General features: G+C 38.3%; 16 protein-coding genes. 14 read left to right on the top strand and 2 right to left on the bottom strand.

Going from position 1 to position 16,464, the window contains the following annotated elements; all coding sequences use genetic code 11:
* The first annotated feature begins 167 nt into the window (after positions 1 to 167).
* From safA to yajC, 9 genes are all read left to right on the top strand, one after another.
* Complete coding sequence (safA, locus tag BM012_RS25780; RefSeq protein WP_083415630.1) at positions 168 to 1,757, top strand: SafA/ExsA family spore coat assembly protein; 1,590 nt, start codon at positions 168 to 170, stop codon at positions 1,755 to 1,757.
* A complete protein-coding gene (locus tag BM012_RS03140; RefSeq protein WP_061802090.1) occupies positions 1,750 to 2,691 on the top strand; it encodes a phosphotransferase in 942 nt (313 codons plus the stop codon). The genes safA and BM012_RS03140 overlap by 8 nt, the downstream gene beginning before the upstream one ends.
* An 84-nt stretch (positions 2,692 to 2,775) precedes the next feature.
* Positions 2,776 to 3,294, top strand: a complete 519-nt coding sequence (locus BM012_RS03135; RefSeq protein ID WP_061802089.1) for a BofC C-terminal domain-containing protein — start codon at positions 2,776 to 2,778, stop codon at positions 3,292 to 3,294.
* Positions 3,295 to 3,425: 131 nt separating this feature from the next.
* Positions 3,426 to 4,034, top strand: coding sequence for a Holliday junction branch migration protein RuvA (gene ruvA / locus BM012_RS03130; protein WP_061802088.1), 609 nt, complete (start codon positions 3,426 to 3,428; stop codon positions 4,032 to 4,034).
* 11 nt (positions 4,035 to 4,045) lie between these two features.
* Entirely contained in the window at positions 4,046 to 5,044 is a 999-nt protein-coding gene (gene ruvB, locus BM012_RS03125; protein WP_061802087.1) for a Holliday junction branch migration DNA helicase RuvB, read from the top strand.
* The gene (locus BM012_RS03120; RefSeq protein ID WP_019391353.1) at positions 5,044 to 5,244 is read left to right on the top strand and encodes a DUF2905 domain-containing protein; all 201 of its coding nucleotides are present in this window, start codon (positions 5,044 to 5,046) and stop codon (positions 5,242 to 5,244) included. Before ruvB ends, BM012_RS03120 begins: the two co-directional genes overlap by 1 nt.
* A 31-nt stretch (positions 5,245 to 5,275) precedes the next feature.
* Complete coding sequence (queA, locus tag BM012_RS03115; RefSeq protein ID WP_061802086.1) at positions 5,276 to 6,304, top strand: tRNA preQ1(34) S-adenosylmethionine ribosyltransferase-isomerase QueA; 1,029 nt, start codon at positions 5,276 to 5,278, stop codon at positions 6,302 to 6,304.
* A gap of 40 nt (positions 6,305 to 6,344) precedes the next feature.
* On the top strand, positions 6,345 to 7,484 hold the full coding sequence (tgt, locus tag BM012_RS03110; protein ID WP_040056842.1) for a tRNA guanosine(34) transglycosylase Tgt: 1,140 nt from the start codon (positions 6,345 to 6,347) through the stop codon (positions 7,482 to 7,484).
* Positions 7,485 to 7,552: 68 nt separating this feature from the next.
* On the top strand, positions 7,553 to 7,834 hold the full coding sequence (gene yajC, locus BM012_RS03105; protein WP_061802085.1) for a preprotein translocase subunit YajC: 282 nt from the start codon (positions 7,553 to 7,555) through the stop codon (positions 7,832 to 7,834).
* Positions 7,835 to 7,864: 30 nt separating this feature from the next.
* Here the strand turns inward: yajC and BM012_RS03100 are convergent, their stop codons facing one another.
* A complete protein-coding gene (locus tag BM012_RS03100) occupies positions 7,865 to 8,245 on the bottom strand; it encodes a TIGR04086 family membrane protein (protein ID WP_061802084.1) in 381 nt (126 codons plus the stop codon).
* A gap of 121 nt (positions 8,246 to 8,366) precedes the next feature.
* Between BM012_RS03100 and BM012_RS03095 the strand changes: the two genes are divergently transcribed.
* Complete coding sequence (locus tag BM012_RS03095; RefSeq protein WP_061802083.1) at positions 8,367 to 9,014, top strand: DUF421 domain-containing protein; 648 nt, start codon at positions 8,367 to 8,369, stop codon at positions 9,012 to 9,014.
* Positions 9,015 to 9,018: 4 nt separating this feature from the next.
* Here the strand turns inward: BM012_RS03095 and spoVB are convergent, their stop codons facing one another.
* A complete protein-coding gene (gene spoVB / locus BM012_RS03090) occupies positions 9,019 to 10,578 on the bottom strand; it encodes a stage V sporulation protein B (RefSeq protein ID WP_061802082.1) in 1,560 nt (519 codons plus the stop codon).
* 133 nt (positions 10,579 to 10,711) lie between these two features.
* Here spoVB and BM012_RS03085 point away from each other — a divergent pair, with 133 nt between their 5' ends.
* The 4 genes from BM012_RS03085 (at position 10,712) to BM012_RS03070 (ending at position 16,377) form a co-directional block, all read left to right on the top strand.
* On the top strand, positions 10,712 to 11,002 hold the full coding sequence (locus BM012_RS03085) for a post-transcriptional regulator (protein ID WP_061802081.1): 291 nt from the start codon (positions 10,712 to 10,714) through the stop codon (positions 11,000 to 11,002).
* Positions 11,003 to 11,149: 147 nt separating this feature from the next.
* Positions 11,150 to 13,387 carry a protein translocase subunit SecDF gene (gene secDF / locus BM012_RS03080; RefSeq protein ID WP_061802080.1) on the top strand — a complete coding sequence of 746 codons (2,238 nt, stop codon included), beginning with the start codon at positions 11,150 to 11,152 and terminating at the stop codon, positions 13,385 to 13,387.
* 111 nt (positions 13,388 to 13,498) lie between these two features.
* Positions 13,499 to 15,856, top strand: coding sequence for a single-stranded-DNA-specific exonuclease RecJ (gene recJ / locus BM012_RS03075; RefSeq protein WP_061802079.1), 2,358 nt, complete (start codon positions 13,499 to 13,501; stop codon positions 15,854 to 15,856).
* Positions 15,856 to 16,377: an adenine phosphoribosyltransferase gene (locus tag BM012_RS03070; RefSeq protein WP_019391363.1), complete on the top strand. Its 522-nt coding sequence runs from the start codon at positions 15,856 to 15,858 to the stop codon at positions 16,375 to 16,377. The genes recJ and BM012_RS03070 overlap by 1 nt, the downstream gene beginning before the upstream one ends.
* The last annotated feature ends 87 nt before the right edge of the window (positions 16,378 to 16,464 follow it).

Here is a 16,464-nt window from a genome sequence, read left to right as displayed (position 1 = left end):
GAAAAGGATGAGCTCTTATGTGAGAAAATGAGCTCATCCTTTTGAATGTTTTTCCACCTTATGAATAAATGTTTTTTTACAAGCATATGTTGTGAGGAAGTCTGAATTAGAAAGACACCCAGTCTGAATATACATTGTAAAGATATTGTTGCAGGAGGGGAAAAACGTTGAAAATCCATATCGTCCAAAAAGGGGATACCCTTTGGAAAATTGCAAAGAAATATGGAGTTAATTTTGAAGAAATTAAAGAAGTCAATTCACAGTTAAGCAACCCTGATATGATTATGCCAGGAATGAAGATTAAGGTGCCAACAAATAGTGTACAAATTAAAAATGAAATGCAAAATATGGACCATCCGTATAAAGAAATGCCGCAAAAACAACTTCCAATGACAGAAATTGATACAGATGAACAAATGTCACAGCAACCACAGCAACAAATGCCACAACAATCTTATAATGAACTCCCAATGATGCCGCAACAGCCGAATAATGGATTCCCAATGATGCCGCAACAGCCGAATAATGGATTCCCAATGATGCCGCAACAGCCGAATAATGGATTCCCAATGATGCCGCAACAACCTTATAATGAATTTCCAATGACGTCACAACAGCCGAATAATATGAACATGGCGCCTAAAAAAGAAATGCCAATGATGCCACCAAAGGAGATGCCTTCTTCTCCACAAAAAGAAATGCCAATGATGCCACCAAAGGAGATGCCTTCTTCTCCACAAAAAGAAATGCCAATGATGCCACCGAAGGAGATGCCTTCTTCTCCAAAAAAGGAAATGCCGAAATTGCCGAAAATGCCAAAGATGAAACCAATGTTTCCTGAGATTGACGTCAACAATTATTACAATCTAAATGTTCAACTTCCAGCAAAAGAAGAGCCAAAGAAAGAAGCGCCTAAAAAAGAAGCACCTAAAAAAGAAGAGCCAAAGAAAGAAGCGCCTAAAAAAGAAGAGCCAAAGAAAGAAGCGCCTAAAAAAGAAGAGCCGAAGAAAAAAGAGCCAAAGAAAGAAATGCCGAAAAAAGAAGAGCCGATTGAAATTCCAAAAGTAGAGCCAATGCCAATGCTAGATATTGAAGAATCTTATGAGGAAAATGAAAGCTTCGAAATGCCGATGATGCAGCAACAAATGCCAATGATGCCGCAAATGCCAATGCAACATTGCATGCCGATGGCGTTAACACCAGTAATGCCAGGATGCGGATTTAATTATATACCATGTTATAACCCATGCATGCCGCCGATGCCTGTTCACATGCCAATGAATGCTCCATATCAGAATAATCCATATCCATATGAACATCAAATGCCTAATATGGGAATGTATCATATGGAAGATGAAAATGATAATGACAACGATGATTACGTAATGGGAGCACAGCATGATTACATGCCTATGCCACAGTACTATCATCATCCTATTCCACATACACCAATGCCATATATGCCAATGCCACAAAGTCCTGTTCAAAGTCCATATATGCCAATGCCTCACTATGGAGAACAGATGGGAATGCCGTATCATGATCCAAACGAACAGATGCATCAATACGGCATGATGCACGGTCAACAGGATGATTGCGGATGTGGTGGTATGTCACAGCCTTATTATCCACAGACGCAAGGTGAGCAAGGATATTACCCACAAAATTTTGCTAATATGGGGTATGAGCAGCCAATGCCACAATCGCCAGACCATCAAATGTTCGGTATGCCTCGTTATGAGGAAGACGATGATTAATAATAGGAAATTAGAAAAAGGCGAAATCGTTTACGATCGCCTTTTTCTCTATCTTTTAAAAGAGAAAGGAATCGAAATTGAAAAAGTAAATTGTATTAGGCCTCATGTTTTGACATTAGAGTCCAAAACAGGAAGATATGTAATGAAAAGATATAAAGAAAAGGAAAAGGTTATTCGTACTTATAACTTATTACAAGAAGCTTCAAAAAAGTCTTTCACCCAAAGTATAAATTTTATTCCTTATCCTGATGGAACGCTCACCTTTTCATATGAGGGAGGATATTGGGCACTTATGAACTATAGAGAAGGACGAGCGCTTAACTATTATAAGAGGAGTGAGCGAACGGAAGCACTTAGCCTTTTAAGTTCTTTTCATAACAGTACAAAAGCAATCAATACGTACAAACTTGCACCTTTATTACTTGAAGAGAGATGGAGGAAGAGACTCTCTTACTTCGAGCAGAACTCCGCTTTTCTTCATCGAAGAGAGCGAGAAGACATTCTGTATGATGGAGCTTTTCTTCTTGATAAAGTACAGGAAACTTCATTAATTCACCCTTCTCTACAAGCAATTAATCATGGTGACGTTGCTTCACATAACTTTTTAAAAAGTGCAGATATGGTGTGTTTAATTGATTTTGACCTTGTTCACTATGGTTCTGTTTTCTATGATTATTTACAATTGACAAGGCGTTTTTTACGTTATACAAATGCTTCTCTAATCCCTTTACTCCTACATAATGAGCTTCTTTCATGGTTTAGAGAGCCTCGCTTTTTATATGCTTTGCTCTATCAAGATGATCTTTTCAAAGCATGGCCAAAACTTCTTCAAAAAAGCAATCGAAATAAAATAGAAAAAGCTCTGTTTTTTAATCAAGAAAGGAAGAGAATGCTTATGCCACAAATTCAGTTTTTTCTTAGCCAGATTCGGTGAATCTGTACAAATGGATAAAGATATTAAAAGAGGAGAAGCTATAACTAGATTGTTTTTAAAAGTTTTTAAAGAGGTGGAGATACGATGAATCGAACCTATCAAAGCGCACTTCTTCTTTTAAGCTTGTCACTTTTTCTATTTGTAGGTTCACAAGCTTTAGCCAAAAATGATGAAGATGAGAAAATGACCATTTTATTAGAACGTATCTATGTAGATGGAGTAACAGAAGAAGAGATTATAGAAGTTAATAGTGAAAATAGAGCACGAATGTATGAGAAATTCAAAAACTGGGAGCTTATTGATGAGCAAGATGATCAAGTGGTTTTTCAAAAAGAAGTGGATGATATCTCACCGCTTTTAAAAGAGAACGGATATATTGGGATGGACAGAGAAGGGATTTTATCTATTTATGAAGGTGAACCACATCAGAAATCAACCCGTGTTATTCAATCGTTTTTTCAACTTGATGTAGAAATGATGCAAAGTTTTGATTATAAAAAGCTAGAAGATGGTATTCGGATTCAAACGAAAGAGCAATACACGGCATTGCTTAATTTTTATAAAACCTTTTCCAAAAAAACAACAGCAACAAAAACAGGGTAGTGAAAGATGCTGCCCTGTTTTTTGTTGCTTGAAACTACGCTAATATTATGAAGTTATGATAAAATAGAACACAGTGAATGTTAGCTCATACGGACGCACGAGCTCTCAATTTGTTAAAGGAGAGGGATTTTTTGTTTGACTATATTAAAGGATATGTAACATACCTTAATCCTGAATATGTGACGGTAGAAAACGGAGGGATAGGATATCAGGTTTTTACCCCAAATCCGTTTTTATTCCAAATTAACGAGATGGAGGAAATTACGGTATATACGTACCATCATGTACGTGAAGATATAAGCGCGCTTTTTGGTTTTTTATCGCGTCAAGATAAAGATTTATTCAAGAAGCTCCTCAGCGTCTCAGGAATTGGGCCGAAGGGGGCGCTTGCTGTCCTTGCTTCAGGTGATACGGCAGGGCTTATCCGAGCGGTTGAAGAAGAAAATGAAAAGTTTTTAGTGAAATTTCCTGGCGTTGGTAAGAAAACGGCTCGTCAGATGATTTTAGATTTAAAAGGAAAGCTAAATGATCTAGCTACAGACGAAACGTTTACACTGTTTACTCATGAAAAACATGAGCAAAGAACGGAAAATGAAAAAGCAATGGAAGAAGCAAAAGAAGCGCTTAAAGTACTTGGATATGCAGAACGTGAAATTAATAAAGTACTGCCAACACTTGCAGGCGAGAATTTAGCGACGGATCAATACATTAAGAAAGCATTGCAAAAGCTTTTAAAATAAAGGGTGATTAAATGGACGAAAGAATTGTGACAGGAGATGCTTTGAACGAAGAAGCGCTCGTGGAATATAGCTTACGCCCACAAACTTTACAGCAGTATATTGGACAGGATAAGGTGAAAAGTCATCTATCGGTTTTTATTAAAGCGGCGAAAATGAGGGAAGAAACACTCGATCATGTTTTGTTATATGGTCCACCAGGTCTCGGTAAAACGACACTTGCAGCCATTATTGCGAACGAAATGGGCGTGAACTTGCGGACAACATCAGGACCTGCAATTGAACGACCAGGAGATCTTGCGGCTGTATTAACGAGTCTTGAGCCAGGAGATGTTTTGTTTATTGATGAGATTCATCGTCTTCATCGTTCAATTGAAGAAGTTCTCTACCCAGCGATGGAAGATTTCTGTTTAGACATCGTTATTGGAAAAGGGCCAAGCGCTCGTTCTGTAAGGCTTGATTTACCTCCGTTTACGCTCGTTGGCGCTACAACAAGAGCTGGTCTTCTTTCAGCACCTTTGCGTGATCGTTTTGGTGTATTAAGCAGATTAGAATACTATAAAGAAGAAGATTTACAAAATATTGTTGTGCGTACAGCTCAAATCCTTGATGTGGAAATTGATCCACGGGCTGCTACAGAGATTGCGAGACGGTCAAGAGGAACACCCCGAATTGCTAACCGTCTATTAAGACGTGTTCGAGACTTTGCCCAAGTTGAAGGGGAAGGTGTCATCACAAAAGAGCTGGCAGATACGTCTTTAGAGCTTCTGCAAGTAGACCGTTTAGGCCTCGATAATATTGACCATAAATTATTAATGGGGATTATTGAAAAATTCCGGGGAGGACCTGTTGGTCTTGATACCATTTCCGCTACAGTTGGAGAGGAATCTCATACGATTGAAGATGTGTATGAGCCCTACTTGCTTCAAATTGGTTTTTTACAGCGAACTCCGCGTGGACGTATTGTAACAAACTTAGTTTATGAACATTTTGGAATTGAGGTTAATGAATAGTGGGCGAAATTGCAAAGTTATTAATGGGTGCTGGAGCAGTTTTACTTTTGCTTGGGATACTGATACAATTTATCGGCAAGCTTCCCGGAGATATCTTGATTAAAAAGGGAAATACAACATTTTATTTTCCGATTGTAACATGCATTATCGTCAGCGTTATTTTATCGCTCGTTTTTTTCGTGATTAATCGATTAAAATGAGTATGTAATATAATAGGAACAGGTGAAAGAGATGAAAGTAGATTTATTTGATTTCCACTTACCAGAAGAGTTAATTGCGCAAACTCCATTGAAAGAGCGCGATAAATCACGCTTAATGGTATTAGATAAAAAAACAGGTGAGCTTGCTCATGATCACTTTTACAATATTGGAGACTACTTGCAAGAGGGAGACTGTCTTGTTTTAAATGATACAAGAGTATTGCCTGCTCGGCTTTTTGGCACGAAAGAAGAAACAGGTGCAAATATCGAAGTTCTTCTTTTGAAACAGGAAGAAGGCGACATATGGGAAACGCTTGTAAAACCAGCAAAACGTGTAAGAAAAGGGACAGTTATTACGTTTGGGGATGGTCGTTTGAAGGCCATTTGCCAAGAAGAAATGGATCAAGGCGGAAGAATGCTAGAGTTCCACTATGAAGGCATTTTTTATGAAGTATTAGAAAGCCTTGGAGAAATGCCTCTTCCTCCATATATTAAAGAACGTCTAGAAGACCGTGAACGATATCAAACCGTTTATGCTCGTGAGCAAGGTTCTGCGGCGGCTCCAACAGCTGGCTTGCATTTCACTGAAGATTTGATTGAACAATTGAAAGAAAAAGGAGTTCATATTGCGTTTATTACGCTTCATGTTGGTCTTGGCACGTTCCGACCTGTAAGTGCTGAAGATTTAGAAGAACATGATATGCATGCTGAATTTTATCAGATGACAGAAGGAACAGCTGCTCTTTTAAACAATGTAAAAGAGCAGGGGGGACGCATTGTGTCTGTTGGTACAACGTCAACTCGTACACTTGAAACAATTGCTTCTAAACACGATGGTCAGTTTGTAGCTTCTTCTGGATGGACGAGCATTTTCATCTTTCCAGGCTATGAATTTAAGGCAATTGATGGTATGATTACAAACTTCCATCTTCCAAAGTCAACGCTTATTATGCTTATTAGTGCGCTTGCGGGGAGAGAAAATGTTCTTCATGCTTACAATAAGGCAGTTGAAGAGAAATATCGTTTCTTTAGCTTTGGCGACGCAATGTTTATTCGATAAAACTTAAAAAGGGAACTTTTGATGAGAAAGGAAAACAGCAATGACAGCAATAAGATATGAACATATAAAAACATGTAAGCAAACAGGAGCGCGTCTTGGCCGTGTGCACACGCCACACGGAACTTTCGAGACGCCAACTTTTATGCCTGTTGGAACACTTGCAACTGTAAAAACAATGTCACCTGAAGAGTTAAAACAAATGGGAGCAGGTATCATTTTAAGTAATACGTACCACCTTTGGCTTCGTCCTGGACATGAAATTGTCAAAAAAGCAGGTGGTCTTCATAAGTTCATGAACTGGGATCGTCCAATTTTGACAGATTCAGGTGGTTTCCAAGTATTTAGTTTAAGTGAATTCCGCAAGATTCAAGAAGAAGGAGTTCATTTCCGTAATCATCTAAGTGGTGAAAAGCTTTTCTTATCACCAGAAGGTGCGATGGAGATTCAAAATGCTTTAGGTTCTGATATTATGATGGCTTTTGATGAATGTCCTCCATACCCGGCTTCATATGAATATATGAAGAAGTCTGTTGAACGTACAAGCCGTTGGGCTGAGCGTTGTCTTGAGGCTCATGCTAGACCAAATGATCAAGGGTTATTTGGAATTGTTCAAGGTGGAGAATATGAAGAACTTCGTAAACAAAGTGCGAAAGATTTGATTTCTCTTGATTTCCCGGGTTACGCTATAGGAGGTTTGTCTGTTGGTGAACCGAAAGACGTAATGAATCGCGTACTTGAATTTACAACACCTCTTCTTCCAACTGATAAACCTCGTTATTTAATGGGAGTAGGGTCGCCTGATTCGCTTGTAGACGGTGCTATTCGAGGCGTTGATATGTTTGACTGTGTTTTACCAACACGTATTGCCCGTAACGGAACTCTCATGACAAGCGAAGGTCGCCTTGTTGTACGTAACGCGAAGTTTGCTGAGGACTTCAGACCAATTGATGAAAATTGTGATTGCTATACATGCCAAAATTACTCAAGAGCATATATTCGTCACTTAATTCGTTCGAATGAAACATTTGGTCTTCGATTAACGTCTTACCATAATCTTTATTTTCTGCTAAAATTAATGGAACAAGTTCGTCAAGCAATCCGCGAAGACAGACTTGGAGATTTCCGGGACGAATTCTTTGAACAATATGGATTTAATAAGCCAAACGCTAAAAACTTCTAGGGAACAGCAGGTTACTTCTATAACTAGAGATTGCCTGTTCAAGAATATACTTTCAAGGAGGAAACACCATGCAAATTCTAAATACCATTTGGCCCCTTTTATTAATGTTTGTTATCTTCTATTTCTTGCTGATTCGCCCTCAGCAAAAGCGCCAAAAAGCTGTACAAAACATGCAGTCTGAACTTAAAAAAGGCGACCGTATTGTCACAATCGGAGGCCTTCACGGTTCAATTGATGCAATTGATGAGAACAAAATTGTTGTGAAAAGCCTGGACGGTTCAAAACTAACATTTGATCGTCAAGCGATTCGTGAAGTAACACAAGTTAAACAAGAAGTAACAAATTCATAAAAAAAGCGCAGCCTTAAGGCTGCGTTTTTTTTATGTTTTATTTGTGGCAATATTTACTCCAATGATGCCACCAAAGCAAGCTGCAACGAGAAAGCCTCCATGATAAAGAAGTTGAAGAAGAGAAAACTGTTCATCATAGCCTAAGAACTGAAGAAGAAAGACGAGGCAAGAAAATAAAAGGGCAGTAGCGCCTCCTAAGAGCCAGCCTTTTTCTCCTCCTGATTTTCCGGAAATAAAGCCGCCAATAAAAAAAGCGATAAACGAAAGAGCGGTGATTATCCACTGAAGTGAATCTTCTGCAATCGTTGTGAATTTAAGGAGAAAAGCAAACACAATGCTTGTTAAAAAGGCAATCATAAAAATCGCAATAACCCCTTTTAAGATGGCTTGCGGTATTCCTGACCTCTCCATGTAAAGCCTCCTTTAATAAAAGTATTCTAGTACGAGCATATTCAAGTGAAAGGGAATTTAGAATTCATGTTTCAGCAGAAAAGGTACAAACTATAAAAAACAGTTGGAAAGGATCGAAAAGATGGAACTTCTTTTACTTGTTGGTCGAACTGTTATTCTTTACTTCATCATCGTGCTGATTTTTAGGCTAATGGGAAAGCGAGAAATCGGCGAACTGAGCATTCTAGATTTGGTGGTTTTTTTAATGATCGCAGAAATAGCTGTTATGGCAATTGAAGACACAAGCTCTCCAATTTTTCACAGCTTTCTTCCAATGGCAACGTTGACAGTTCTTCAAATCGTATTTGCCATTTTGGCTCTTAAAAACCAACATGTCCGGAGACTTTTAGATGGAAGAGCTTCTATTATTATTGAAAATGGTCAAATTAGGGAGAGAGAGATGAAAAAACAGCGCTATAATTTTAACGATTTGCTTATTCAACTTCGTGAAAAAGATGTTTCAAATATTGAAGATGTAGAATTTGCAATTCTAGAAACCTCAGGAAAGCTTTCCGTAATTAAGAAAGATCAAGGTGTAAAATCACTTACTCTTCCCCTCATATTAGATGGGGTTATTCAATTTGATCATTTAGAGCAATCAGGCAAAGATCTGCCATGGCTTCAGAAAGAGCTGAAAAAAAGAGGATATAGCAGTTTTGAAAAAATTTCGTACTGCAGTTTTAATCAGGGGAAGTTTTACATTGATGAAAAGGACATAGAAACACACTAAACATTTAGCGTTTAGTGTGTTTTTTAATGAACCGAAGCGGAGAAAATCGCCTTAATTCTTCTTGAGTTACAAGTTTAAAGCCTTTTAGGAGAATAATATAGATAAAACTAAGTACAGCGATGGAAAAGATTGTTCGTAATGAAAGTGAAACAGATGAGGGAATAGTTTCGTATATATAGTGCCCTGCAACCCCTGTTATCACCATTACAATAAAGCTTTTTATATAATCTCTTATATATACAACAAAAGAGATTGCCTTTATAACAGTTGCGAGATGAAGAAATGTAACAATAGTCATTCCCGCCATAATGCCTAATGCTGCTCCTTTAATGCCAAAATGAGGCTGTGTTGCAAGCGCAAAAATAAGGCTGAGCTTAGCAATCGCTCCAATAAGGCTGTTAATCATGGCGGCTTGAGCTAAATTTAAGGCTTGAAGCGTTGCTTGAAGAGGCCCTTGCAAGTAATAGAAAATAAACAAAGGGGCCATAATTTGAATAAAGAAGGCGCCGTTTACTGTACCATACATAAGCAGCATAATCGGTTGGGCGAAAACGTATAAAACAACAACAGAAAGCCCACCAGTTAAAAAAGATAAGCGTAGTGCTTGATGAAGGCGGTATTGAATAAGCCTGTTTTTATTTTCTGCTGCTGCTTCACTAATAGCAGGAACAAGTGATGTTGAGAGCGAGTTTGTAATAAAGGACGGAAGCATAAGAACAGGAAGAGCAAAACCTGCTAACATCCCATATTGTTTTGTAGCGAGAGCTGTGGCGACTCCTGCAATGGCAAGTGAATGCGTAACAACAATGGGCTCTAAAAACCAAGAAAGGGAGCCAATCATCCTACCACCTGTTGTAGGAAGTGCAATTTTTAATAAATCATAAAGAGGCTCTTTTCCACCTTTTAGAGTATGAAAGAAACGCTTCCGCACCTTTACTCGCTTTTTCTTTTTAAATGTGTATACCATATAGAGAAGGGATGCAAGTTCTCCGAATACCGAAGAAAGCATAGCTCCTGCTGCTGCGTATTCTACTCCATATGGGGCGAAGAGAGTAATGCAGAATGCTACAAGTGTAATGCGCACAACTTGCTCAATAATTTGTGAATAAGCAGCAGGTCGCATTTGCTGTCTTCCTTGAAAATAACCGCGAATAACGGCTGAGACAGCAATAATAGGAATCACTGGGATGATGGCCATAAGTGGGTAATAGGTTCTTTCATCTGTTAAAAGGGTTTTAGCAATTGCTGGAGCAAAAAACAGCATAGCAGTTGTAAAAATAAGACTGATGCTAAGAGTGATAGAGAGCGAGACAACAAGTACTTTCTTGATTCGTGCTCTATCTCCCTTAATCTCTGCTTCTGCAACCAGTTTTGAAATCGCAACAGGTAGTCCAAGTTGTGTAATGGTGATGGCTAAGATAAATGTGGGCACTGCCATCATATATAAACCAACGCCTTCTTCACCAATGAGTCGCGCAATGACAATTCTGTTAACAAATCCTAATATTTTAGTTATAAAGCCTGCGATGATAAGGATTATTGTGCCTTGTAAAAATTTCGACATATATTCGCCTGCCTTCTCAAACGAATTAATATTGTATACAATAAAACATATGCAATATAATAGGCCAAGCATGACAAGTATGAGGAAATCTTTTTAGATATTAAAGATAAAGTAAAGGTAGGAGAATGCGAACATGGGACAAGCTGTTAGTAGAACGTCACGAAGAATAGTAGAACCTGCTATGAGAAGCAAGATGGAAGAATTTCGACTTTTTGGCTATGAAGAGGTAACAGAAGAAATTGTTTGGCAGTTTCTTCAGCAAAAGAAGTGGAAGAAGCGAAAAATTGAAGAATTGAAGCTTTATGAACTTGTGAATGACATTCTTGCTGTGAAAATATCTGAAGTGATGAACTTTATGACAATGGAAGTATTCAAGAATGATCGTGCTAAAAAAGGACTTGAAGATATTTCAGACCTTTTGTAAATAAAGCTTGTTTGACACTTTGTAGTCTATCGAACATAATAGGAATGTTGAGTAAATTTTGCTTTAAATATTCATTTTTTGTAATGTTTGGTACTGATTAGAAAATCATCATGTTTTTTTTACATAACGAAGGAGGATTTTAAACTCATGGTAAAGAGAGGTCGGATTGTCGCTTTCTTTCTTTTGGTTATTTTGTTGTTTAGTACCATGGGATCGACAGTCAATGGAATTGCCAACCGCATTAACTTAGGATTGGATTTACAAGGTGGTTTTGAAGTTCTCTATGACGTCAAGCCAATTGATGGTCAGAAAATGACAAAAGACACCCTAGAAAGTGCGGCAAGTGCGCTTGAGGAGCGTGTTAATGCACTCGGTGTTAGCGAACCGAATATTCAAATTGAAGGAGATCATCGCATACGTGTTCAGCTTGCGGGCGTAAAAGATCAGAATGAAGCACGGGATTTGCTTTCAACGCAGGCGAACTTAACGTTTCGAGATGTGAATGACAAAGTTCTTCTTAACGGTTCGGAAATTGAAGGTGCCAAGCAAGCATATACGCAAAACAATCAGCCTAACGTAGTGCTGACGCTGAAGGATCCGAAGAAGTTTGGAGAAATTACGCAAGAGCTATCGCAAAAAGCTGCGACTCGTGAAAACTTGCTTGTAATTTGGCTTGATTATGAAAAAGGCAAGGATTCCTATAAAGCCGAAAGCCAAAAACAAGATCCAAAATATTTATCAGCAGCAAGTGTAAATCAGAAGCTAAGTCAAAAGGAAGTAACGATTGAAGGTGGCTTTGATATTAAGGAAGCTCAAAATTTAGCAAAGCTCATCAATGCTGGGGCTCTTCCAGTTCAGCTTAAAGAAGTATATTCAACGTCCGTTGGAGCTCAGTTTGGTCAAACAGCTCTTGAAACAACGGTGTACGCTGGAATCATCGGTATTGGGCTTGTGTTCTTATTCATGCTAGCGTTCTATCGCTTCCCAGGATTTATTGCTTGTATTACATTAGCGATTTACGTTTTCCTTATTCTACTCGTATATGATTGGATGGGAGCTGTTTTAACGCTGCCAGGAATCGCAGCGCTTGTTCTGAACGTTGGGATGGCCGTTGATGCGAACATTATTACGTATGAGCGAATTAAAGATGAAATTAAGCGTGGCCGTTCAATACCTTCCGCTTACAAAGCAGGTAACCGACGCTCACTTATAACTATTTTTGACGCAAACATTACGACGCTTTTAGCAGGAGCAGTTCTTTTCTATTTTGGGACAAGTTCTGTTCAGGGTTTTGCAACAATGCTTATTGTCGGGATTTTAATTAGTTTTATTACATGCGTATATGGTACACGTTTATTCCTAGGATTATGGGTGAACAGCCGTGCATTAAATAAAAAACCAAGAATTTTTGGTGTTAATCCAAAAGATATTGAAGATTTATCTGAGGATAAAGGAAATCATTTTCCAAAGACAAAGTTTGATAAAGTAGACTTTGTTAAACATAGTAAAAAGTTTTTCACGCTCTCTATTGTGATTACTATTGCTGGAATTATTCTGCTTTCAACAATGAAGTTGAATCTCGGAATTGACTTTGCAAGCGGTACGCGTGTTGATATTAAAGCTGATTCTGCTTTAACACAGCAAGAAGTGACAAAAGAATTAGCTGAGATTAATATGGAAACAGAGGATATTACCCTTTCAGGTCAAAATAATGAACGTGCCACAGCACAGTTCAAAGGAGCTTTAAGTAAAGACGAAATTGCTAAGATTAAAGACCATTTTGATGAGAAATACGGAACAGAACCAAGCATCAGTACGGTTTCTCCAACAATTGGTCGAGAACTTGCTAAAAATGCCCTTTATGCTGTTTTGATTGCTTCACTTGGGATCATTATTTATGTATCGATTCGTTTCGAATGGAAAATGGCACTTGCCGCTGTCATTGCGTTGCTTCATGATGCATTTGTTATTATTACGCTCTTTAGCCTATTCCAACTGGAGGTTGATATAACATTCATCGCTGCCGTTCTGACTATTATTGGGTATTCAATCAATGATACAATCGTATCGTTTGACAGAATACGAGAAAATATGGGGATTTTCAAACCGAAAACAAGTAAAGAGCTTGCAAATATCGTGAACTTAAGTTTACGAGAAACGTTTACTCGGTCCATTAACACAATCGTAACGGTTGTTATTACTGTTATTGCTCTTCTTATTTTTGGAAGTGAATCAATTCAAAACTTCTCAATTGCTCTTTTAATTGGCTTAATCATTGGAGCATATTCTTCATTATTTATTGCTTCTCAGCTGTGGTTAGTGTGGAAGAAAAAAGAAATGAAAAAAGGTCCAAAAAAGAGTATAGAAAAAGAAGATACTCTTTAATAGAAAAAGAGCTAAGGAATTTTCCTTAGCTCTTTTTTTGCTTTCGAAGTCGTTCATTGCCGGACTCTCTTTCCTTTAGTATAATGTATGAGGTTAAGGGGTGAAAAGGAAATGTTACATTCAAAAAAGCGATGGAGAGTACAGGAAACAGATACTGCAAAGGCAGCGGAGTTAGCAAGTCAGCTCGCTGTTTCACCACTTGTTGCCTCTCTTTTAATAAATAGAGATATTACAACAGCAGACGAAGCAAGAAATTTTTTATATTTAACAGATGAAAATATGCACGATCCATATCTTTTAAAAGATATGGACATTGTTGTTGAACGCATTCAGCGAGCTATTCGGGATGAAGAGAAGATTATGATTTATGGAGATTACGATGCGGACGGAGTAAGCAGTACATCTGTTATGTTAACAGCGCTTAGAACGCTTGGAGCTCACGTTGATTTTTATATTCCAAATCGTTTTACAGAAGGATATGGTCCAAATGAAGGAGCTTTCCGTCATATTGGTGAGCAAGGGTATACGCTTGTTATCACGGTTGACACAGGAATCTCAGGGGTAAACGAAGCAGACGTTGCCGAAGAGTGCGGCTTTGATCTTATTATTACAGATCATCATGAACCAGGCCCAGAGCTTCCAAAAGCTTTTGCTATTATTCACCCAAAACTTTCTGAACGGTATCCTTTTAAAGAGCTAGCAGGAGTAGGGGTTGCCCTGAAAATTGGTCAAGCTCTTTTAGGAGAAATAAGCCCTGCCCTTGTAGAGCTTGCAGCAATTGGAACTGTAGCAGATTTAGTTCCTTTGCAAGATGAAAATCGCTACATCGTTCAAAAGGGGCTTCACTATCTAAGACATACAAATCGCCCAGGAATGAAAGCTCTTTTGAACGTTTGTGGGGTAAACCAGAAGGAAATTACAGAGGAAACGATTGGGTTTGCCATTGGTCCTCGTATTAATGCTATTGGACGTCTAGACCAAGCAGATCCAGCTGTGCACCTTTTAATGACCGCAGATCAAGAAGAAGCAGAAAGCCTCGCAGAAGAAATTGATCAATGCAATCAAGAACGGAGAACTATCGTAAAAGAGATTACAGATCAAGCGATTGAAATGGTAAAAACACAGTTTCCTCCAGAGGAGAATGCAGTTCTTGTACTTGCAAAAGAAGGATGGAACCCTGGTGTTATTGGTATTGTTGCTTCAAGGCTTGTAAATGAGTTTTATCGTCCAACAATTGTGCTTGGGATAGATGAAGAGGGGAAAATCGCTAAAGGCTCTGCAAGAAGCATCGAAGGGTTCGATCTTTTTGCTAACTTATCAAAGTGTCGTGATATTTTACCACATTTTGGAGGGCATCCGATGGCAGCTGGAATGACCTTAGAGCTAGAAAATGTGCCCCTTTTACGCGAAAAAATGAACAAATTCGGTCATGAGCTCCTCAGCGAAGAAGACTTTATTCCAGCAGTGAATATTGATGTGAATGCTTCCCTTAACGAAATTACAACGGAATCTATTGAGGAATTAAATAAGCTTGCCCCTTTTGGTATTAGCAATCCAAAACCAAAAGTTCTTATTAAGGATGTACCGATTTCTTCAATGCGCAAAATTGGGGCGGATAAAACTCATCTGAAAGTTGTTGTAGGAGATTCAGACTGTTCGCTTGACGGGGTTGGATTTGGACTTGGCTATCTTCATGACAGAATATCGCCGCTTGCTCATGTTTCTCTAGTAGGGGAGCTTACCATCAATGAATGGAACAATCGTCGCAAGCCACAAATTATGCTTGAAGATGCTTCAGTGGAAGAATGGCAGCTTTTTGATGTAAGAGGAGTTCGGAAAGTATCAACGTTTTTAGCCGACTATATTACAAGAGATATGCTTCTTGTTGCATTTAACGAAAATACGGTTCAAAAAGAAGAATTTGCTTCATATATTGATCAAGTGAGACTTATAAACTCGGCAGAGACCATTAAAGAGCTACAAGGTTATGAAGGAGACATTGTTTTATTGGACGTTCCTCCTTCATTAGCTACTTTAAAAACATTAATGAGCGGATGTAAACCAGCTCGAGTGTATATGCTATTTTTAACAGAGGAAGATCATTTCTTAAATACAGTCCCAACCCGAGATCATTTTAAATGGTATTACGGCTTCCTTTTTAAAAAAGGACCGTTTGATCTTAAACGATATAAACAAGATCTTGCCCTCCATAAAGGATGGACAAAGGAAACGATTGACTTTATGTCACAGGTGTTTTTTGAGCTGGAATTTGCTACAATAGAAAATGGTGTGATTTCTTTAGTGCAACATACACCAAAACGTGATTTAATAGAGTCTGTCACTTATAAAACAAAACAAGAACAACTAAAAGTGGAAAAAGAGTTAATTTACCGTTCCTACGGTGAATTGAAGGAGCTTTTTGAGCATTTTAGAAAAAGCTCTGTGATCAATGAGGAGGAAATAAGCTAATGGATTTCAAAAAATATATTACCATTGTCCCTGATTACCCAAAGAAAGGTATTCAGTTTAAGGATATTACAACACTTATGGACAATGGCGACGTGTATCGTGCAGCAACAGACGAGATCGTCAAATATGCAAAAGAGAAAGAAATTGATGTGATCGTGGGGCCTGAGGCTCGCGGTTTTATCATTGGATGCCCTGTGTCATATGCAATGGGCAAAGGGTTTGTTCCTGTTCGTAAAGAAGGAAAACTTCCTCGTGAAGTTGTTAAAGTTGACTATGGCTTAGAATACGGAAACGACGTTTTGACAATGCATAAAGATGCTATTAAGCCTGGACAGCGTGTACTCATTACAGATGACCTTTTAGCAACAGGTGGTACAATCGAGGCAACAATCAAACTTATTGAGCAACTAGGTGGGGTTGTAGCAGGGATTGCTTTCTTAATTGAGTTAACGTATTTAGATGGCCGTAAGAAGTTAGACGGTTATGATGTATTCACTTTAATGCAATATTCTGGTGAATAAATAAGAAAAGAGTGCCCCTTGGTGCTCTTTTTTTCTTTAATGACTTTACATCTTTGAAAATTTTGATGATAATAGTTACAATATTAA

Source organism: Priestia endophytica DSM 13796, assembly GCF_900115845.1.
GTDB lineage: Bacteria > Bacillota > Bacilli > Bacillales > Bacillaceae_H > Bacillus_I > Bacillus_I endophytica.
Note: the sequence above shows the minus strand (reverse complement) of the source record. Positions and strands in the feature narration are given on the sequence as shown.